Origin of the sequence: Burkholderia sp. BCC1996 (genome assembly GCF_905339955.1) — a bacterium.
Lineage (GTDB): Bacteria > Pseudomonadota > Gammaproteobacteria > Burkholderiales > Burkholderiaceae > Burkholderia.
Genome location: NZ_CAJPHM010000010.1, coordinates 64122 through 82683, shown reverse-complemented (window position 1 = coordinate 82683; position 18562 = coordinate 64122). Strand labels below are relative to the sequence as shown.

General features: G+C 68.6%; 18 protein-coding genes. 9 read left to right on the top strand and 9 right to left on the bottom strand.

What is annotated here, in order from left to right:
* Positions 1–5 precede the first annotated feature (5 nt).
* The 8 genes from U4Z64_RS16605 to upp form a co-directional block, all read right to left on the bottom strand.
* Positions 6–638, bottom strand: coding sequence for a Maf family protein (locus U4Z64_RS16605; protein ID WP_321820507.1), 633 nt, complete (start codon positions 636–638; stop codon positions 6–8).
* Between the two features lie 51 nt (positions 639–689).
* Complete coding sequence (gene rlmH, locus U4Z64_RS16600; protein WP_044844705.1) at positions 690–1160, bottom strand: 23S rRNA (pseudouridine(1915)-N(3))-methyltransferase RlmH; 471 nt, start codon at positions 1158–1160, stop codon at positions 690–692.
* Between the two features lie 19 nt (positions 1161–1179).
* Positions 1180–1626: a ribosome silencing factor gene (gene rsfS, locus U4Z64_RS16595; RefSeq protein WP_257772882.1), complete on the bottom strand. Its 447-nt coding sequence runs from the start codon at positions 1624–1626 to the stop codon at positions 1180–1182.
* Positions 1627–1630: 4 nt separating this feature from the next.
* Complete coding sequence (locus tag U4Z64_RS16590; protein ID WP_415750582.1) at positions 1631–2383, bottom strand: nicotinate-nucleotide adenylyltransferase; 753 nt, start codon at positions 2381–2383, stop codon at positions 1631–1633.
* Complete coding sequence (gene hemF, locus U4Z64_RS16585) at positions 2380–3300, bottom strand: oxygen-dependent coproporphyrinogen oxidase (protein ID WP_321820506.1); 921 nt, start codon at positions 3298–3300, stop codon at positions 2380–2382. Before hemF ends, U4Z64_RS16590 begins: the two co-directional genes overlap by 4 nt.
* 118 nt (positions 3301–3418) lie before the next feature.
* A complete protein-coding gene (gene purD, locus U4Z64_RS16580; protein ID WP_044844701.1) occupies positions 3419–4696 on the bottom strand; it encodes a phosphoribosylamine--glycine ligase in 1278 nt (425 codons plus the stop codon).
* A gap of 105 nt (positions 4697–4801) precedes the next feature.
* A complete protein-coding gene (locus tag U4Z64_RS16575) occupies positions 4802–5530 on the bottom strand; it encodes a YebC/PmpR family DNA-binding transcriptional regulator (protein ID WP_321820505.1) in 729 nt (242 codons plus the stop codon).
* A 228-nt stretch (positions 5531–5758) separates the two neighbouring features.
* Positions 5759–6409 carry a uracil phosphoribosyltransferase gene (gene upp / locus U4Z64_RS16570; protein WP_006481871.1) on the bottom strand — a complete coding sequence of 217 codons (651 nt, stop codon included), beginning with the start codon at positions 6407–6409 and terminating at the stop codon, positions 5759–5761.
* A gap of 245 nt (positions 6410–6654) precedes the next feature.
* On the opposite strand from upp, the gene U4Z64_RS16565 reads away from it, so the two are divergent.
* Positions 6655–7434: an SDR family oxidoreductase gene (locus U4Z64_RS16565; RefSeq protein WP_044844699.1), complete on the top strand. Its 780-nt coding sequence runs from the start codon at positions 6655–6657 to the stop codon at positions 7432–7434.
* 55 nt (positions 7435–7489) lie between these two features.
* Positions 7490–7882 (top strand): methylglyoxal synthase, encoded by a 393-nt coding sequence (locus tag U4Z64_RS16560; protein WP_044844698.1) that lies wholly within the window; start codon positions 7490–7492, stop codon positions 7880–7882.
* Positions 7883–8004: 122 nt separating this feature from the next.
* Here U4Z64_RS16560 and U4Z64_RS16555 read toward each other — a convergent pair whose 3' ends face one another.
* Positions 8005–8358, bottom strand: a complete 354-nt coding sequence (locus tag U4Z64_RS16555) for a Rap1a/Tai family immunity protein (protein WP_321820504.1) — start codon at positions 8356–8358, stop codon at positions 8005–8007.
* Between the two features lie 441 nt (positions 8359–8799).
* Between U4Z64_RS16555 and U4Z64_RS16550 the strand changes: the two genes are divergently transcribed.
* The 7 genes from U4Z64_RS16550 (at position 8800) to kdpE (ending at position 18502) form a co-directional block, all read left to right on the top strand.
* A complete protein-coding gene (locus U4Z64_RS16550) occupies positions 8800–9774 on the top strand; it encodes a quinone oxidoreductase (RefSeq protein ID WP_321820503.1) in 975 nt (324 codons plus the stop codon).
* 391 nt (positions 9775–10165) lie between these two features.
* Positions 10166–10258 carry a K(+)-transporting ATPase subunit F gene (gene kdpF / locus U4Z64_RS16545; RefSeq protein WP_006752209.1) on the top strand — a complete coding sequence of 31 codons (93 nt, stop codon included), beginning with the start codon at positions 10166–10168 and terminating at the stop codon, positions 10256–10258.
* Entirely contained in the window at positions 10255–12060 is a 1806-nt protein-coding gene (gene kdpA, locus U4Z64_RS16540; protein WP_321820502.1) for a potassium-transporting ATPase subunit KdpA, read from the top strand. The genes kdpF and kdpA overlap by 4 nt, the downstream gene beginning before the upstream one ends.
* A gap of 54 nt (positions 12061–12114) precedes the next feature.
* Positions 12115–14199: a potassium-transporting ATPase subunit KdpB gene (kdpB, locus tag U4Z64_RS16535; RefSeq protein WP_321802118.1), complete on the top strand. Its 2085-nt coding sequence runs from the start codon at positions 12115–12117 to the stop codon at positions 14197–14199.
* A 24-nt stretch (positions 14200–14223) separates the two neighbouring features.
* Entirely contained in the window at positions 14224–14805 is a 582-nt protein-coding gene (gene kdpC / locus U4Z64_RS16530) for a potassium-transporting ATPase subunit KdpC (RefSeq protein ID WP_321820501.1), read from the top strand.
* A 162-nt stretch (positions 14806–14967) separates the two neighbouring features.
* Positions 14968–17811 carry a sensor histidine kinase KdpD gene (locus U4Z64_RS16525; protein ID WP_321820500.1) on the top strand — a complete coding sequence of 948 codons (2844 nt, stop codon included), beginning with the start codon at positions 14968–14970 and terminating at the stop codon, positions 17809–17811.
* Positions 17804–18502, top strand: a complete 699-nt coding sequence (kdpE, locus tag U4Z64_RS16520) for a two-component system response regulator KdpE (RefSeq protein WP_040127870.1) — start codon at positions 17804–17806, stop codon at positions 18500–18502. The genes U4Z64_RS16525 and kdpE overlap by 8 nt, the downstream gene beginning before the upstream one ends.
* Positions 18503–18562: the final 60 nt, after the last annotated feature.

The following is an 18562-nucleotide window of genomic DNA, read 5'->3' as shown; positions in this document are numbered from 1 at the left end:
GCGATTCAGAAGGCGACGCGCGCGGTGCGCAGCAACGCGGCAGTCTCAAAAAGGGGCAGACCCATGATACCCGAATGGGAACCGTCGATTCGCTCGATGAATTCGGCCGCGCGTCCCTGGATCGCGTAGGCGCCCGCCTTGCCGAACGGTTCGCGGGTGTCGACGTAGCGCTCGAACGCGTCGCGCGGCGCGGCCGAAAAGCGCACCGACGAGCGCGACAGCGCGGGCGGCAGCAGTTCGCCGTCGGCGCCGACCACCGCGACGGCGGTCAGCACCTCGTGTTCGCGGCCTGCGAGGCGGGTCAGCATCGCGAGCGCATCGTCGGCATCGGTCGGCTTGCCGAGGATCGCGCCGTCGATGGTCACCGTGGTGTCCGCAACCAGCACCGGCGCGGCCGGCTTGCCGCTCGCGACGAGACGCGCCCGCGCGGCCTCCGCCTTCGCGACGGTCACGCGCTGCACGTACGCATCGGCGGCTTCGCCGGGCAGCTCGGCTTCGAGCGCCTCCGCGTCCTCGTCGGGGCGCGGCAGCAGCAATTCGAAGCGCACGCCGATCTGCTGCAGCAGCTCCTGGCGGCGCGGGCTTTGCGAAGCGAGGTAAAGGGTCGGAAAAAGGGCAGGGGGCGTGCTGGACGGCATGGTGTCGTTATCTCGTTGAGCGCGCGCGGCGCGCGTCCCGAGGACGGCACGTCATGCGCGATGGTAGGGGTGATTCTGCGTGATGCTCCACGCGCGGTAAAGCTGTTCGGCGAGCAGCACGCGCACCATCCCGTGCGGCAGCGTCATGCTCGAGATGCGCAGCAGCAGGTCGGCGCGCGCCTTGAGTTCCGGATCGAGCCCGTCGGCGCCGCCGATCACGAACGCGACGTCACGGCCGTCCTGCTGCCAGCCGGGCAGCGCCTGCGCGAGCTGCATGGTGGTCCAGTCGCGGCCGCGCTCGTCGAGCGCGACGATACGCGCGCCCTTCGGCAGCGCGGCCTCGATCTTCTGCCGCTCGGCCGCCATCACGCTTTCCGCGCTGCGGCCGCCCGAACGCAGTTCGGGCTTGATCTCGCGCAGCTCGATGCGCAGCTCGGGCGGCATCCGCTTCGTGTATTCGTCGAAGCCGGACGCGATCCAGCCGGGCATCTTGTGGCCGACCGCGAGGATGAAAAGCTTCATCGGGACGACTCGCTGCGGCTCAGCGGCGGCGGGCAGCCGTCTTGCGCGCCGGGCGTGCCGGCGCTTCTTCCTCGTCGTCCTCGTCTTCGCTGGCGGTAGCGAGACCGTTCGGACCCTTGCCGCCGCCGAGCTTCATCCGCACGGGCTTGTCGCCCCAGATTTCCTCGAGGTTGTAGTACTGGCGCAGCGCCGGTTGCAGGATGTGCACGATCGCGTCGCCGCAGTCGACCAGCACCCATTCGCCGGTGTCTTCGCCCTCGGAGCTGACGATGTCGCCGCCGGCTTCCTTGACCTTGTCGCGCACGCTCGATGCGAGCGCCTTGGTCTGTCGGTTCGACGTGCCCGACGCGACGATCACGCGGTCGAACAGTTCGGTCAGGTGGCTGGTGTTGAACACCTTGATGTCTTGCGCCTTGATGTCTTCTAGAGCGTCGACGATCACGCGCTGCAGTTTGCGGATATCCATGGAATCAGGAATGGTAGAGACGATGTTGAAGAATATAGGCCCAGACGGCGGCCGGCACATGCTCGGCCGACGCATCGGGCATTTGCGCGTGACGCGCGATGCATTCGCGCAGGTGTGCGCGGATGTCGGTTGCGGCGATATCGAACGCCAGCGTCGTGTCGATCAGCAGGTGGCCGGCCGGCGTCGCTTTCAGCACGTCGGCACCGGCCTGCCGCCGCGCGATTTCCTGCGCGACGTCCGGCGGCGCCGCGCCGAGGTCGAAGCCCGGGCGCGTCGACGCGCACACATGCGCGTAGTCGAACAGCTTGCGCCAGTCGCGCCACGTGTCGAGCCGCACCAGCTGGTCGGCGCCGATCAGCAGCGCCAGCGACGCATCGGGGCCGATCCGCTCGCGCCAGCGTGCGAGCGTCTCGACCGTATAGGTCGGCCCCGCGTGCTCGATCTCGTCGGTCGCGACGGTGACCGTCACGCCGGGCAGCGACAGCGAGCCGGCAGCGGCACGCGTCATCGCGAGCCGATGCTCGGCGGCCGACACGTCGCGCTTCTGGTACGGCTGCCCGGCGGGCAGCAGCGCGAGCTCGGTCAGGCCGAGCACGTCGGCGAACCGGCGCGCGAGCGCGAGGTGGCCGTCGTGGATCGGATCGAACGTGCCGCCCAGCAGGCCGATACGACGTGACAGCGGCTGCGGGACGGGGCGGGTGGTGGTGTCCAGAAAAACGTGTCCTGTTCTTGAGGCGACGGGGCGCGACGGGCTCAGACCCAGTCGCGCGGCACGAGGAACTCGCTCAGGCGCGCTTCCGGCGAGCCCGGCTCGGGCTGCCAGTCGTAACGCCAGTGCGCGACCGGCGGCATCGACATCAGGATCGACTCGGTCCGGCCGCCGCTTTGCAGCCCGAACAGCGTGCCGCGGTCGAACACGAGGTTGAATTCGACGTAGCGGCCGCGCCGGTAAGCCTGGAAGTCGCGTTCGCGCTCGCCGTACGGCAGCGCGACACGGCGTTCGACGATCGGCAGGTACGCGTTCAGGAACGCGTCGCCGACGCTTTGCATCATCTCAAACGAGCGTTCGAATCCGGGCTCGGAGAAATCGTCGAAGAAGATCCCGCCGATGCCGCGCGTTTCGTTGCGGTGCTTCAGGAAGAAATACTCGTCGCACCACGTCTTGAAGCGCGGGTAGAGCTCGGCGCCGAACGGATCGAGCGCGTCCTTGCAGGTCTGGTGGAAATGCCGCGCGTCGTCCTCGAACGGATAAACCGGTGTCAGATCCATGCCTCCGCCGAACCAGAAGATCGGCGCGTCGCCGGGCTTCGTCGCGATCAGCATCCGCACGTTCATGTGCACGGTCGGGCAGTACGGGTTGTGCGGATGCAGCACGAGCGACACGCCGAGCGCCTCGAAGCCGCGGCCGGCCAGTTGCGGGCGCGCGGCGCTCGCCGACGGCGGCAGCGCATCGCCCGCGACGTCGGAAAAACCGATCCCCGCGCGCTCGAACACGCGGCCGCCTTCGAGAATCCGCGTGCAGCCGCCGCCGCGCAGGCGCTCCTCGGGCCCGCGCTGCCACGCGTCGGTCGCGAGCGGCGTGCCGTCGAGCGCGCCGAGCGCGTCGGCGATGCGTGTCTGCAGGCCCTGGAGATACGTGCGCACGCGCGCCACGTCGTAGGTCGAATCGGTCATGTCTGGACTGGCTGCTCCCGCGCGAAGCGGGGGCCGTAAAAAAGGCATCTGCCGGGCATTCTATCGAACCCCGGCAGAGGAGGCCGCCGTTTGCGACGGCAAAGCGGCGGTCAGGGTATTACGTGCTCTTGCGATTCAGCGCGCGGAAGCCGATGTCGCGGCGATACTGCATGCCTTCGAAATTGATCTGGTTGATCGTGTCGTACGCATGCTGCTGCGCTTCGCGCACCGAATCGGCGAGGCCGACCACGCACAGCACACGGCCGCCGGACGTCGTCAGCTTGTCGCCGTCGAGCGTCGTGCCCGCATGGAACGTCACGGCCTGTTCGGTCTCGGCCGGGATCCCGTTGATGCGGTCGCCCTTGCGCGGCGCGTCCGGATAGCCGTGCGCGGCCAGCACGACGCCGAGCGCGGTGCGGCGGTCCCAGTCGAGCTCGACCGTGTCGAGCGTGCCCGCGATCGCCTGTTCGACGACCTTCGAGAAATCGCTCTTCAGGCGCGCCATGATCGGCTGCGTCTCGGGGTCGCCCATCCGGCAGTTGAATTCCAGCGTGCGCGGATTGCCTTCCTTGTCGATCATCAGGCCCGCATACAGGAAGCCCGTGAAGCGGATGCCGTCCTTCTCCATCCCGCGTACCGTCGGCATGATGATTTCGCGCATCACGCGTGCGTGCATCTGCGGCGTGACGATCGGCGCGGGCGAATAGGCACCCATGCCGCCCGTGTTCGGGCCGCGGTCTTCGTCGAGCAGGCGCTTGTGGTCCTGGCTGGAAGCCAGCGCCAGCGCGTGCTTGCCGTCGACCATCACGATGAAGCTCGCTTCCTCGCCGTCGAGGAATTCCTCGATCACGACGCGCGCGCCGGCGTCGCCGAGCTTGTTGCCCGACAGCATCATGTCGACCGCGGCGTGCGCTTCTTCCAGCGTCATCGCGACGACGACGCCCTTGCCGGCCGCGAGGCCGTCGGCCTTCACGACGATCGGCGCACCCTTCGCGTCGATGTACGCGTGGGCTGCAGCCGCGTCGGAGAAGGTTTCGTAGTCGGCGGTCGGGATGCCGTGGCGCTTCATGAACGCCTTCGCGAAATCCTTCGAGCTTTCGAGCTGCGCGGCTTCGCGGGTCGGGCCGAACACCTTCAGGCCGCGGGCGCGGAACAGGTTGACGATACCGGCCGCGAGCGGCGCTTCCGGCCCGACGAGCGTGAACGCGACGCCTTCGCTTTCCGCAAAATCGGCCAGCGCGTCGAGCGACGTGATGTCGACGTTCTTCAGACGCTCGTCCTGCGCCGTGCCGCCATTGCCGGGCGCGACGTAGACCATCTGGACGCGCGGCGATTGCGCGAGCTTCCACGCCAGCGCATGTTCGCGGCCGCCGGAACCGACGACGAGTAGTTTCATGGGATTCCCCGCAGACTAGAAAACAGGGCGGCCGGCACGCTCAGGCGCGCCGGCCGCGAAATCGGTCGGGCCGCCGTCGCAACGCTGCGCACGGCGGCCGGCATCTCATTCCTCGACGATGACGGCGTTCGTATACACGTCCTGTACGTCGTCGAGGTTCTCGAGCGCGTCCAGGAGCTTCTGCATCTTCGCCGCGTCGTCGCCGGTGAACTCGACTTCGTTCTGCGGCTTCATCGTCACTTCGGCGAGTTCGGCCTTGAAGCCCGCGGCTTCGAGCGCGTCCTTCACAGCCGAGAACGTCTGCCAGTCGCACAGCACCTCGATCGAGCCGTCTTCGTTCGTGCTGACGTCGTCCGCACCGGCTTCGAGCGCCGCTTCCATCAGCGCGTCTTCCGACGTGCCGGGCGCGAACAGGAACTGGCCGACGTGATCGAACATGAACGCGACCGAACCGTCGGTGCCCATGTTGCCGCCGAACTTCGAGAACGCGTGGCGGACTTCCGCGACCGTGCGGGTGCGGTTGTCGGTCAGCGTGTCGACGATGATCGCCGCGCCGCTGATGCCGTAGCCTTCGTAACGGATTTCTTCGTAGTTCGCGCCGTCCGCGCCGCCGACGCCGCGATCGATCGCGCGCTTGACGTTGTCCTTCGGCATGTTCGCGTCGGCCGCCTTGTCGACCGCGAGACGCAGGCGCGGGTTCGAGTTCGCGTCGCCGCCGCCGAGGCGGGCCGCGACCTGGATTTCCTTGATCAGACGAGTCCAGATCTTGCCGCGCTTCGCGTCGGCCGCTGCCTTCTTATGCTTGATGTTGGCCCATTTCGAATGACCAGCCATACCTTTCTCCGTGCCCGGGCGCGCTGCGCGGGCGATTGTGCCAATGTGTCGTTGAGTCGGCGGCCGTGTCGGCGGGCGTGATGCCGCGGGGCCGCGCGTGTCGAGTGGAACGTGATTTTATCACGCGGCGACCGTCGTTTCGGGGCCGCCGCGCATGGGCGAACGGCCGGGGCGGCCGTCACGGGCCGCCGGGCCGCGCGGCCCGGCGGTGCCGGCAGGCCGGTTCCGTCAGTTCTTGGTGCCGAACAGGCGGTCGCCCGCGTCGCCCAGGCCCGGCACGATGTACGCGTGCTCGTTCAGATGCGAGTCGAGCGACGCGACGAACAGCTTCACGTCCGGGTGCGCGTCCTGGAATACCTGCACGCCTTCGGGCGCGGCGACCAGCGCGACGAACATGATGTTCGCGGCCGGCACGTTGCGGCGCTTGAGCACGTCGACCGCGTGCACGGCCGAGTAGCCGGTCGCGACCATCGGGTCGCACAGGATGAAGATGCGGTCTTCCAGGTCCGGCAGGCGCACCAGGTATTCGACCGGGCGGTGGTCGTCGGCGCGGTACACGCCGATGTGGCCGACGCGCGCGGACGGCACCAGGTCGAGCAGGCCGTCCGACATCCCGATGCCGGCGCGCAGCACGGGCACGATCGCGAGCTTCTTGCCCGCGATCACCGGTGCGTCGACCGCCACCAGCGGGGTTTCGACCCGCTTGGTCGTGATCGGCAGGTTGCGGGTGATCTCGTAGCCCATCAGCAGCGTGATCTCGCGCAGCAGTTCGCGGAACGTGCGCGTCGACGTGTCCTTGTCGCGCATGTGGGTCAGCTTGTGCTGGATCAGCGGGTGATCGGTGATGAAGAGATTCGGGAAACGGCTGTCCTGTTTCATGACGGGGTGCCTTGGCGGCAAAAGGGGATCGGGGGCGGCGCCGGCGCCAGGCCGGCCGCCGCTCATGGCCGCAATTTTACCAAGGCGCGCCACGTGATCCGGATATTATCGACGTCTCACGACAATCCGCGCGCCGTGTTCGCCCGCTCGCGACCGTTCGCGACCGTTCGCCCGCCCGGCGAACCGGCCTGCGACCCGTCGGCGACCCGGCCCGTCCGGCGCGCGTCGCCATAAAGGAATCGACGATGGATCTCGGCATCGCAGGAAAGACCGCGCTCGTGTGCGCGGCGAGCAAGGGGCTCGGGCGCGGCTGCGCGGAAGCGCTGGCCGCCGAGGGCGTGAACCTCGTGATCGTCGCGCGCACGCGCGACACGCTGGAGGAAACCGCGGAGGAGATCCGCGCAGGGTCGAACGTGTCGATCACCGCCGTCGCCTGCGACATCACGACGCCCGACGGCCGCGCGGCCGCGCTCGCCGCGTGCCCGCAGCCGGACATTCTCGTGACGAATGCCGGCGGGCCGCCGCCCGGCGACTTCCGCGATTTCTCGCACGACGACTGGATCCGCGCGCTCGAGTCGAACATGCTGACGCCGATCGAGCTGATCCGCGCGACCGTCGACGGGATGATCGGCCGCGGCTTCGGCCGGATCGTCAACATCACGAGCTCGGCCGTGAAGGCGCCGATCGACGTGCTCGCGCTGTCGAACGGCGCGCGCTCGGGGCTGACCGGCTTCGTCGCGGGGCTGTCGCGCAAGGTCGCGGGGCAGGGCGTGACGATCAACAACCTGCTGCCCGGGCTGTTCGACACCGACCGGATCGCGACGACGCTCGCCGCGTCGGCGAAGGCGCAGGGCGTGAGCGTCGACGAGATGCGCGCGCGGCGCGCGAAGGAAATCCCGGCCGGGCGCCTCGGCACGCGCGCCGAATTCGGCGCGGCGTGCGCGTTCCTCTGCAGCGTGCATGCCGGCTATATCACCGGGCAGAACTGGCTGCTCGACGGCGGCGCGTATCCGGGCACGTTCTGACGCGCGCACCGCCGTTCAAACATACGACAACAATCGACCCACGAAGGAAACGGAGATGAGCAAACCCCGCATCGCACTGATTGCGCACGACGCGAAGAAGGACGAGATCGTCGCGCTCGCGGGCCAGTACCGCGCGACGCTCGCGCAATGCCGGCTGGTCGCGACCGGCACCACGGGCGGCCGCATCGCCGCCGCGCACGGGCTCGAGGTCGAGCGCAAGCTGTCGGGGCCGCAAGGTGGCGACCTGCAGATCGGTGCGGAGCTGGCCGAAGGCCGCGTCGACATCGTCGTGTTCCTGCGCGACCCGATGACCGCGCAGCCGCACGACCCGGACATCACCGCGCTGGTGCGCGCATGCGACGTGCACGACGTGCCGGTCGCGACGAATGTCGCGACCGCGCGGATGTTGCTCGACGATCTGGCGCGCAACATGCAGGACGTTTGCTAGGCGTTCGGCACGCGTGAGTGTGCGTGCTTGCCGCCATCTGTCGTGTGGATGACATGTGACGGATGGCGGTGAGCGTTGACGGGGTGAAAGAAAACGTGTGGTTTCAAGCAGATCGTTCCCGCTTAACCGCAAGGATGCTGCTGCTGCAGGATGCGGGCGATCAGGCCTGCTGCGTTTGTGCGCAGCGCATCGTTCGGCAGTTTTCGAAGACCGCCGATCACTTCCGAATCGATCTCTCCGGATTTGATGCGCCCGTTGTCGCACCAGTCCTTGCCTTCGGTCATGTCGGCCACGCCGGCCAGATAACCGGTCATGACGTGGCGCTCGGCGTCGGCGTACGGATTGTTGTCCGTACGGCTGATGCCGTTGAGCAGCCGCGCACCGTCGACGCGTGGGAGCGCGGCTCCGTTCGCGATGCCGATACCTGCCGACAACGATGCGAAAACAAATGCATTGCGGATGAAAAGGGCGTTCATGGCATGGGGTTCGTGAATTCGGCGCAAAGCAAAATAGCACGGTCACCATCCCGGAAATCTCCATGGACCGCATGATTTCGCGGGGGACCGCACGGTGCAATGGGTGGCGACGCTTTGCCATCGCTGAATGGACAGCCATTCGTCCGACCCGAAGATGATTCCTTGAACGTGGCGAAATGTTGCACGTGGGGCACGTGCCGCACGCGAGACGAGCGCAAGGTCGCGACGGACCGGATGCCGCGCCATCCGCCGGAATGCACGTCACGTGCCGATCGTTTTTCGCGAAGACCCTACGGTCGTGAAGGGATTGACCCGGCGTGCAGCACGAGCGCGCGCGACGCGCGAAAATCACGCGCAGTGTCCCGCGTCTGCCCGCCTCGCCGTTCGGGGGCAGCGACGTATTTGCCGAACCGAATTTCCAGACAAGCGAGGAGCGAAACGATGCCGAAAGCAATCCGATACGACCAGGCAGGCGGCCCGGACGTGATGAAGTGGGTCGACGTCGAGGTCAGCGAGCCGCAGGCGGGCCAGGTCCGCGTCAAGCAGCATGCGGTCGGGCTCAACTATATCGACGTGTATTTCCGCACCGGCCTCTATCCGCAGCCGTTGCCCGCCGGGCTCGGGATGGAGGCGGCCGGCGAGGTGACGGCGGTCGGCGATGACGTGACCGCGTTCAAGCCCGGCGACCGCGTCGCCTATGTGTGGTCGTCGCCCGGCGCGTACGGGCAGGAGCGCGTGCTGCCCGCCGACCGCCTCGTCAAGCTGCCGGACGGCATCAGCTACGACGCAGCGGCGTCGGTGATGCTGCAGGGCCTGACCGCGCACTACCTGCTGCGCCGCACGTATCCGGTCAAGGCCGGCGACACGATCCTGATCCATGCCGCGGCGGGCGGCGTCGGCCTGCTGGTCTGCCAGTGGGCGAAGGCGCTCGGCGCAACGGTGATCGGCACGGTCGGCTCCGACGAGAAGGCCGAACTCGCGAAAGCGCACGGCTGCGACCACCCGATCGTCTACACGCGCGAGAACTTCACGCAGCGCGTGAGGGCGATCACGAGCGATGCGCTCGTGCCGGTCGTCTACGATTCGATCGGCAAGGACACCTACATCGGTTCGCTCGACTGCCTCGCGCCGCTCGGGCTGTTCGTCAGCTTCGGCAACGCGTCGGGCCCGCTGCCGCCGATCGACTCGAAGGAGCTCTCGTCGCGCGGTTCGCTGTTCTTCACGCGGCCGACGCTGTTCTCGTACATCGCGAAGCGCGCCGATCTCGAAGCCGCGGCCGCCGAGCTGTTCGACGTGATCCTGTCGGGCAAGGTGAAGACGAGCATCAACCAGCGCTATCCGCTCGCGGAAGTCGGCCGCGCGCATGCCGACCTCGAGTCGCGCAAGACGACCGGCTCGACGATCCTCGTTCCCTGACGCATCCCTTCGCGCCGGCACCGCGCCGGCGCGCACCCTGGCGGGCGGCGCCGGTCGCCGTCCGTCCAGTCTTCGTCTCGACCGACGTTCGGTTCGCTGTTCCGCCCGACGTCCCGCCCGCTGTCCCGCCGCCGTCCCACCCGCCGTCCCACCCGCCGTTCCACCCGCCGTCCCCCGCCGCACGCGTTTACGCGTTTTTTATACCGGCCCGATGACCTTTGACCCGTCCTTTACGCGCGTTCCCATAAGGTTCTAGTCGTCCGATTTCGACGACGGAGAACACAAAAATGGATGGGGTTTTCATCGGCGCACTGGTGCTGTTCACAGCGCTGATCCTCGGTTTGCTTGCCGGTTGCGAGACGCTCGCGCAATACGGCCGCGGGGGGCGCGCATGACCTGGATGCTTTGGCTGGCGGGTGCCTCGACGGCCCTGCTGTTCGCGTATCTCGTCTTTGCGCTGCTGCGCGCGGAGGACATCGAATGAACGCGAACAACCTGTTGCAGACGCTGCTGTTCATCGTCGTGCTGCTTGCGGCGGCCGTGCCGGTCGCGCGCTACCTGACGGCCGTGATGGACGGCAGCTCGCGCGTCGTGCGCGTGTTCGGACCGCTCGAGCGCGCGCTGTACCGCATCGCCGGCGTCGACGCCGGCACCGAGATGAACTGGAAGCGCTACGCGGTCGCGACGATCGCATTCAACGCGCTCGGCGCGCTGTTTCTCTACGACCTGCTGCGCCTGCAGGGTTTCCTTCCCGGCAATCCGCAGCAGTTCGGCGCGATGACGACTGACGGCGCATTCAACACGGCCGTCAGCTTCGTCACCAACACGAACTGGCAGGACTACACGCCCGAGCAGACCGTCAGCTACCTGACGCAGATGCTCGGCCTGACCGTGCAGAACTTCCTGTCGGCCGCGACCGGCATCGTCGTCGTGATCGCGCTGATCCGCGGCTTTGCGCGCCACACCGCGCAGACGATCGGCAACTTCTGGGTCGACCTCACGCGCGTGACGATGTACGTGCTCGTGCCGATGTCGGTGGTGATCGCCGCGCTGCTGATGAGCCAGGGCGTGATCCAGAACATGAAGGCCTACCAGGACGTGCCGGTGCTGCAGACGAGCACCTATGCGGCGCCGAAGCTCGACGCGCAGGGCAACCCGGTGAAGGACGACAAGGGTAACGCGGTCACGGTGCCGACGCAGCTGACGAAGCAGACACTCGCGATGGGCCCGGTCGCGTCGCAGGAAGCGATCAAGATGCTCGGCACCAACGGTGGCGGCTTCTTCAACGCGAACTCCGCGCATCCGTACGAGAACCCGACGCCGTTCGCCAACTTCGTTCAGATCTTCGCGATCCTGATCATTCCGGCCGCGCTGTGCCTCGTGTTCGGCCGGATGATCGGCGACCGCCGGCAGGGCATCGCGGTGCTCGCGGCGATGACGGTCGCGTTTGCGGTCGCGATCGGCGTCGAGGTGAGCGCCGAGCAGGCCGGCAACCCGGCGCTCGCCGCGCTGCACGTCGACCAGTCGACGAGCGCGCTGCAGCCGGGCGGCAACATGGAAGGCAAGGAAACGCGCTTCGGCATCGCGCAGACCGGCATCTTCACGGTCGCGACGACGGCCGCGTCGTGCGGCGCGGTCGACACGATGCACGATTCGCTGACGCCGCTAGGCGGTCTCGTGCCGATGCTGCTGATGCAGCTCGGCGAGGTGATCTACGGCGGTGTCGGGTCCGGTCTCTACGGGATGCTGGTGTTCGCGCTGCTCGCGGTGTTCGTCGCGGGCCTGATGATCGGCCGCACGCCGGAATACGTCGGCAAGAAGATCGAGTCGTACGAGATGAAGATGGTGTCGATCGTCGTGCTGCTCACGCCGCTGCTGGTGCTGGTCGGCACGTCGATCGCGGTGCTGGCCGATGCGGGCCGTGCCGGCATCGCGAACCCGGGCCCGCACGGCTTCTCGGAAATCCTGTACGCGTTCAGCTCGGCCGCGAACAACAACGGCAGCGCGTTCGCGGGCCTGACGGTCGGCACGCCGTTCTACAACTGGATGACCGCGATCGCGATGTGGTTCGGCCGCTTCGGCACGATCGTGCCGGTGCTGGCGATCGCCGGCTCGCTCGCCGCGAAGAAGCGCATCGCGGTGACGAGCGGCACGCTGCCGACGCACGGCCCGCTGTTCGTCGTGCTGCTGCTCGGCACCGTGATGCTGGTGGGCGCGCTGACCTACGTGCCGGCGCTCGCGCTCGGCCCGGGCGTCGAGCATCTGATGATGTGGCTGGGTGCGTAACGCGCGCCCGCATGGCGACACATTGAAAAGACTGAAGAGCTTGAAGAGATCGCAATGACTCAACATTCCGCAACACGGTCCATGTTCGATCCGGCGCTGCTGCGCCCGGCGATCGTGGATTCGTTCAAGAAACTCACGCCGCGCACGCAGTTCCGCAACCCGGTGATGTTCTGCGTGTACGTCGGCAGCATCCTGACCACGATCCTGTGGATCGCGGCGCTCGCCGGCCAGGCCGAGGCGCCCGCGGGTTTCATCCTCGCGATCGCGCTGTGGCTGTGGTTCACCGTGCTGTTCGCGAACTTCGCCGAAGCGCTCGCCGAAGGGCGTTCGAAGGCGCAGGCCGCGTCGCTGCGCAGCGCGAAGAAGGACGTGATGGCGAAGAAGCTCAACGAGCCGCATCCGAAGTCGCCGATCCGCATCACGACCGCGTCGGACCTGCGTAAAGGCGACGTCGTGCTGGTCGAGGCCGGCGACGTGATCCCGGCCGACGGCGAAGTCGTCGACGGCGTCGCGTCGGTCGACGAATCGGCGATCACCGGCGAATCCGCGCCGGTGATCCGCGAATCGGGCGGCGACTTCTCGTCGGTGACCGGCGGCACGCGCGTGCTGTCCGACTGGATCGTCGTGACGGTCACCGCGAACCCCGGCGAGGCGTTCCTCGACCGGATGATCGCGATGGTCGAGGGCGCGAAGCGCAAGAAGACGCCGAACGAGGTCGCGCTGACGATCCTGCTCGTCGCGCTGACGATCGTGATGCTGCTCGCGACCGCGACGCTGCTGCCGTTCTCGATGTTCTCGGTCGAAGCGATGAAGGCCGGCCACGTAGTGACGATCACCGCGCTCGTCGCGCTGCTGGTGTGCCTGATCCCGACGACGATCGGCGGGCTGCTGTCGGCGATCGGCGTGGCCGGGATGAGCCGGATGATGCAGGCGAACGTGATCGCAACGTCGGGCCGCGCGGTGGAAGCGGCCGGCGACGTCGACGTGCTGCTGCTCGACAAGACCGGCACGATCACGCTCGGCAACCGCCAGGCGTCGATGTTCGTGCCCGCGCCGGGCGTGAGCGAGGAGGCGCTGGCCGATGCGGCGCAGCTGTCGTCGCTCGCCGACGAGACGCCGGAAGGCCGCAGCATCGTTGTGCTCGCGAAGGAACGCTTCAACATCCGCCAGCGCGACATGGCGCAGCTGCATGCGACCTTCCTCGGCTTCTCCGCGCAGACACGGATGAGCGGCGTCGATCTCCCGGGTCGCGAGATCCGCAAGGGTGCGGCCGATGCGATCCGCCGCTACGTCGAGACGCACGGCAGCCGCTTCCCGGATGAAGTGCGCCGCGCGGTCGACGACGTCGCGCGTCGCGGCAGCACGCCGCTCGTCGTGGCCGACCTGCACGACGGCGTCGCGCGCGTGCTCGGCGTGATCGAGCTGAAGGACATCGTGAAGGGCGGCATCAAGGAGCGCTTCGCGGAACTGCGCAAGATGGGCATCAAGACCGTGATGGTGACGGGCGACAACCGGCTGACGGCCGCGGCGATCGCGGCGGAAGCGGGCGTCGACGACTTCCTCGCGGAAGCGACGCCGGAAACCAAGCTCGCGACGATCCGCGAGCATCAGGCGGCGGGGCGCCTGGTCGCGATGACGGGCGACGGCACCAACGACGCGCCGGCGCTCGCGCAGGCCGACGTGGCGGTGGCGATGAACACCGGCACGCAGGCGGCGAAGGAAGCCGGCAACATGGTCGACCTCGATTCGAACCCGACGAAGCTGATCGAGATCGTCGAGATCGGCAAGCAGATGCTGATGACGCGCGGCTCGCTGACGACCTTCTCGATCGCGAACGACATCGCGAAGTACTTCGCGATCATCCCGGCCGCGTTCGTGACGACGTACCCGCAACTGCGCGTGCTCGACATCATGCATTTGACGTCGCCGGCCTCCGCGATCCTGTCCGCGGTGATCTTCAACGCGCTGATCATCGTCGCGCTGATCCCGCTCGCGCTGAAGGGCGTCACCTACCGGCCGCTCGGCGCCGCGTCGCTGCTGCGCCGCAACCTGCTGGTGTACGGCCTCGGCGGCGTGCTGCTGCCGTTCCCGTTCATCAAGCTGATCGACATGACGCTCGCCGCGCTCGGCTGGGCCTGATGCGCCGCATTTGAAGGAACCCTCATGAAAACGTTGATTCGCCCGCTCGTCGTGATCTTTGTCGTCCTGACCGCCGTGACGGGGCTCGCCTATCCGGCCGTGATGACCGTGTTCGGCCAGGCCGTGTTTCCGTCGCAGGCGAACGGCAGCCTGATCGAGCAGGGCGGCCGCGCGGTCGGCTCCGCGCTGATCGGCCAGCCGTTCGATGCGCCGAAGTATTTCTGGGGCCGCCTGTCGGCCACGTCGCCGATGCCGTACAACGCGACCGGCTCCGGCGGCTCGAACCTCGGCCCGCTGAACCCGTCGCTCGCCGACCAGGTGAAGGCGCGCATCGCCGCGCTGCGCGACGCCGGCACCGACATGTCGAAGCCCGTGCCGGTCGACCTCGTGACGGCGTCGGCGAGCGGCCTCGATCCGGAGATCACGCCGGCCGCGGCCGCGTACCAGGTCGAGCGCGTCGCGAAGGCGCGTAACCTGACCGCCGACGCGGTCGCGCAGCTCGTCGCCGCGAACACGACGGGCCGCCAGTTCGGCGTGCTCGGCGAGCCGCGCGTGAACGTGCTGAAGCTGAACCTCGCGCTCGACGCGGCGCAGGCCGCGCACTGAACGCGCGGCCGGGCTCCCGGCGCGGCAACCGGCGTGCGGCGCGGCCCGATCCGCGCCGCACGCGCTTGTCCGACGGCGCATGCGCCGTCTTTGCCTTTTGCGGCGATTTGGAACCACAATGACAGTACTCGTTCGCCATCCCGCGTTTCGCCTTCCTGACGCATGAACCGCCCCGATCCCGACCAACTCCTCGACAAGCTGCAGCGCGACGAAGAAAAGCAGCGGCGCGGCCAGCTGAAGATCTTCTTCGGCGCGTCCGCCGGCGTCGGCAAGACCTATGCGATGCTGCAGGCCGCGCGCCAGCGGCTGCAGGACGGCGTCGACGTCGTCGTCGGCATCGTCGAGACCCACGGCCGCGGCGAAACCGCCGCACTGCTCGACGGCCTCGACGTGCTGCCGCTCGCGCGCATCGAGTATCGCGGCCGCACGCTCGCCGAATTCGATCTCGACGGCGCGCTCGCGCGCGCGCCGCAATTGATCCTCGTCGACGAACTCGCGCATTCGAACGTGCAGGGCGCGCGCCACCTGAAGCGCTGGCAGGACGTCTACGAACTGCTCGACGCGGGCATCGACGTCTATACGACGGTCAACGTGCAGCACCTCGAAAGCCTGAACGACGTGGTCGGCGCGATTACCGGCATCCGCGTGTGGGAGACCGTGCCCGACCGCGTGTTCGACGCGGCCGACGAAGTCACGCTGGTCGACCTGCCGGCCGAGGAGCTGCTCGAGCGGATGCGCGACGGCAAGGTCTATCTCGCGCAGCAGGCCGAGCGCGCGGTGCGCAACTTCTTCCGCAAGGGCAACCTGATCGCGCTGCGCGAGCTGGCGCTGCGGCGCACGGCCGATCGCGTCGACGCGCAGATGCGCGAGTACCGCGCCGACCGTTCGATCCAGCGCATCTGGCAGGCGCGCGAGCGGCTGCTCGTGTGCGTCGGGCCGGGCCCCGAGGCGCCGACGCTCGTACGCGCGGCCGCGCGGCTCGCGGCGAGCCTGAAGGCCGACTGGATCGCCGTATACGTCGAGACGCCGCGGCTGCAGCGGCTGCCCGACGCGCGGCGGCAGCGCACGCTCGACGCGTTGAAACTCGCGGCCGAGCTCGGCGCGGAGACGGCCACGCTCGCGGGCGACGACGCGGTCGCCGCGCTGATCGGCTATGCGAAGGTGCGCAACGTGTCGAAGCTCGTCGCGGGCGGCTCGCCGAAGGTCGGGCTCGCGCGCCGCTTCGCGCGGCCGTTCGGCGAACAGCTCGCCGAACGCGCGGGCGACGTCGACCTGATGCTGATCCGCGCGTCGGCGAGCGACGAAGTGCGCGCGGCGCCGCTCGACGCGCGCGCACGCGACTGGCGCGACGCGTTCGCGCAATTCGGGTTGCGGCGTTCGCCGCCGCGCCACTACCTGTACGCCGCCGCGATCTGCGCGGCGATCACCGGTGTCGCGAGCGTCGTGTCCGAGCGGCTCGACCTCACGAACCTCGTGATGCTGTACCTGCTCGGCGTCGTGTTCTCGGCCGTGCGGCTCGGGCGCGGCCCGGGCGTGCTGCAGTCGTTCCTGTCGGTCGCCGCGTTCGATTTCTTCTTCGTGCCGCCGCGCATGTCGTTCTCGGTCAGCGACACGCAGTACCTGCTGACCTTCTTCGGGATGCTGCTGACGTCGCTCGTGATCAGTCACCTGACGTCGACGCTGACGCGCCAGGCGAGCATCGCGCAGCGCCGCGAGCGCCGCACCGGCGCGATCTACGCGATGGCGCGCGAGCTCGGCGCGGCGCTGACGACCGAGCAGATCGTCGAGATCGGCAGCCGCCACGTGGGCGAGGTGTTCCGCGCGCGCGTCGCGTTCCTGCTGCCCGACAGCGCGGACCAGGTGCGGCAGAAGATCGAGGAACCCGACGCGGCCGTCACGCTGACGGGCGCGGATCTCGACAGCGACGTCGGCCAGTGGGTGTACGACCAGCAGAAGCCGGCCGGCCGCGGCACCGACACGCTGCCCGCCGCCGCCGCGCTGTACCTGCCGCTGAAGGCGCCGATGCGTACGCGCGGCGTGCTCGCGGTCGCGTCGCGCGAGCCGCGCGAGCTCGAGGTGCCCGAGCAGCAGCGGATGCTCGACGCGTTCGCCGCGCAGATCGCGCTTGCGCTCGAGCGCGTGCACTACGTCGAGATCGCGCGCGACGCGCTCGTCAACATGGAATCCGAGCGGCTGCGCAACTCGCTGCTGTCGGCGATCTCGCACGACCTGCGCACGCCGCTCACGACGATCGTCGGCTTTTCGTCGATGCTCGCGAACGGTCGCGCGGCCGCGCAGGACGGCGACGCCGCGGCGGCCGAACGCTTCGCGCAGCGCGAGGGCGAGCTGGTCGACGCGATCCACGACGAGGCGCTGCGGATGACGGGCATCGTCACCAACCTGCTCGACATGGCGCGGCTGCAGGCCGGCAGCCTGCAGCTCAAGCGCCAGTGGTCGCTGCTCGAGGAAACCGTCGGCGCCGCGCTCGCCGCGTGCAAGCGCGTGCTCGCGCGGCATCCGGCGCGCGTGTCGCTGCCGGCCGACCTGCCGCTCCTGCAGATGGACGCGGTGCTGATGGAGCGGCTGTTCACCAACCTGTTCGAGAACGCGGCGAAATACACGCCGCCCGATGCGCCGATCGACATCGGCGCCGAACGCGTGACCGACGACGGCCAGCCCTTCGTGCGCGTGCACGTCGACGATCACGGCCCGGGCCTGCCGGCCGGGATGGAAACGCGGATCTTCGACAAGTTCACGCGCGGCGAGAAGGAATCGGCGACGCCGGGCATCGGGCTCGGCCTCGCGATCTGCCGCGCGATCGTCGAAGCGCATGGCGGTAGAATCGGCGCGCTCAACCGTACCGCGCCCGACGGCCGCGTGACGGGCGCGCGCTTCTGGTTCACGCTGCCGGTCGACACGCCGCCGGCCGTGCCTGCCGTACCCGACGACGAAATCGACGTGCCCGGCGCGTCGTCTCCCTCCGAGCCATTGCCAGATCATGAGTGAACCGAGCCTGACCGTCGTCCTGATCGAGGACGAAAAACAGATCCGCCGCTTCGTGCGCGCCGCGCTCGAAGAGGAGGACATCGCCGTGTTCGAGGCGGAGACGGGCAAGCAGGGATTGATCGACGCGGCGACCCGCAAGCCCGATCTCGTGATCGTCGACCTCGGCCTGCCCGACACCGACGGCCTCGACGTGATCCGCGAGCTGCGCGGCTGGTCCGAGGTGCCGGTGATCGTGCTGTCCGCGCGCACCCAGGAAGAGGAGAAGGTCGCCGCGCTCGATGCCGGCGCCGACGACTACCTGACCAAGCCGTTCGGCGTGTCCGAGCTGCGCGCGCGGATCCGCGCGCAACTGCGCCGGCGCAACCAGGGTGGCGCGAACGAGTCGCCGAAGGTGAGCTTCGGCACGGTGAGCGTCGATCTCGCGCTGCGCCAGGTGTGGCGCGACGGCGAGATCGTGCACCTGACGCCGCTCGAGTACCGGCTGCTCGCGACGCTCGTGCGGCACGCGGGGCGCGTGCTCACGCATCGCCAGCTGCTGCGCGACGTGTGGGGGCCGTCGCACGTCGAGAGCCATCACTATCTGCGCATCTACATGGCGCACCTGCGCCAGAAGCTCGAGCGCGATCCCGCGCAACCCGAGCATATCGTCACCGAAACGGGCGTCGGCTACCGGCTCGTCGGCGCCGCGTGACGTCCGCGGCATGCCGCGCGATGCGGCCGGAATGCAAGGCCGCACGCCGGTGAAGTTGCT

What these genes read in the sequence shown, in the direction of transcription:
- kdpC (WP_321820501.1), top strand. Translation starts at nt 14,224, where the DNA reads ATGAAAACGTTGATTCGCCCGCTCGTCGTGATCTTTGTCGTCCTGACC.
- kdpF (WP_006752209.1), top strand. Translation starts at nt 10,166, where the DNA reads ATGACCTGGATGCTTTGGCTGGCGGGTGCCTCGACGGCCCTGCTGTTC.
- hemF (WP_321820506.1), bottom strand. Translation starts at nt 3,300, where the DNA reads ATGACCGATTCGACCTACGACGTGGCGCGCGTGCGCACGTATCTCCAG.
- U4Z64_RS16565 (WP_044844699.1), top strand. Translation starts at nt 6,655, where the DNA reads ATGGATCTCGGCATCGCAGGAAAGACCGCGCTCGTGTGCGCGGCGAGC.
- U4Z64_RS16525 (WP_321820500.1), top strand. Translation starts at nt 14,968, where the DNA reads ATGAACCGCCCCGATCCCGACCAACTCCTCGACAAGCTGCAGCGCGAC.
- kdpE (WP_040127870.1), top strand. Translation starts at nt 17,804, where the DNA reads ATGAGTGAACCGAGCCTGACCGTCGTCCTGATCGAGGACGAAAAACAG.
- rsfS (WP_257772882.1), bottom strand. Translation starts at nt 1,626, where the DNA reads ATGGATATCCGCAAACTGCAGCGCGTGATCGTCGACGCTCTAGAAGAC.
- U4Z64_RS16550 (WP_321820503.1), top strand. Translation starts at nt 8,800, where the DNA reads ATGCCGAAAGCAATCCGATACGACCAGGCAGGCGGCCCGGACGTGATG.
- U4Z64_RS16560 (WP_044844698.1), top strand. Translation starts at nt 7,490, where the DNA reads ATGAGCAAACCCCGCATCGCACTGATTGCGCACGACGCGAAGAAGGAC.
- upp (WP_006481871.1), bottom strand. Translation starts at nt 6,409, where the DNA reads ATGAAACAGGACAGCCGTTTCCCGAATCTCTTCATCACCGATCACCCG.
- U4Z64_RS16605 (WP_321820507.1), bottom strand. Translation starts at nt 638, where the DNA reads ATGCCGTCCAGCACGCCCCCTGCCCTTTTTCCGACCCTTTACCTCGCT.
- kdpB (WP_321802118.1), top strand. Translation starts at nt 12,115, where the DNA reads ATGACTCAACATTCCGCAACACGGTCCATGTTCGATCCGGCGCTGCTG.
- U4Z64_RS16575 (WP_321820505.1), bottom strand. Translation starts at nt 5,530, where the DNA reads ATGGCTGGTCATTCGAAATGGGCCAACATCAAGCATAAGAAGGCAGCG.
- kdpA (WP_321820502.1), top strand. Translation starts at nt 10,255, where the DNA reads ATGAACGCGAACAACCTGTTGCAGACGCTGCTGTTCATCGTCGTGCTG.
- U4Z64_RS16555 (WP_321820504.1), bottom strand. Translation starts at nt 8,358, where the DNA reads ATGAACGCCCTTTTCATCCGCAATGCATTTGTTTTCGCATCGTTGTCG.
- rlmH (WP_044844705.1), bottom strand. Translation starts at nt 1,160, where the DNA reads ATGAAGCTTTTCATCCTCGCGGTCGGCCACAAGATGCCCGGCTGGATC.
- purD (WP_044844701.1), bottom strand. Translation starts at nt 4,696, where the DNA reads ATGAAACTACTCGTCGTCGGTTCCGGCGGCCGCGAACATGCGCTGGCG.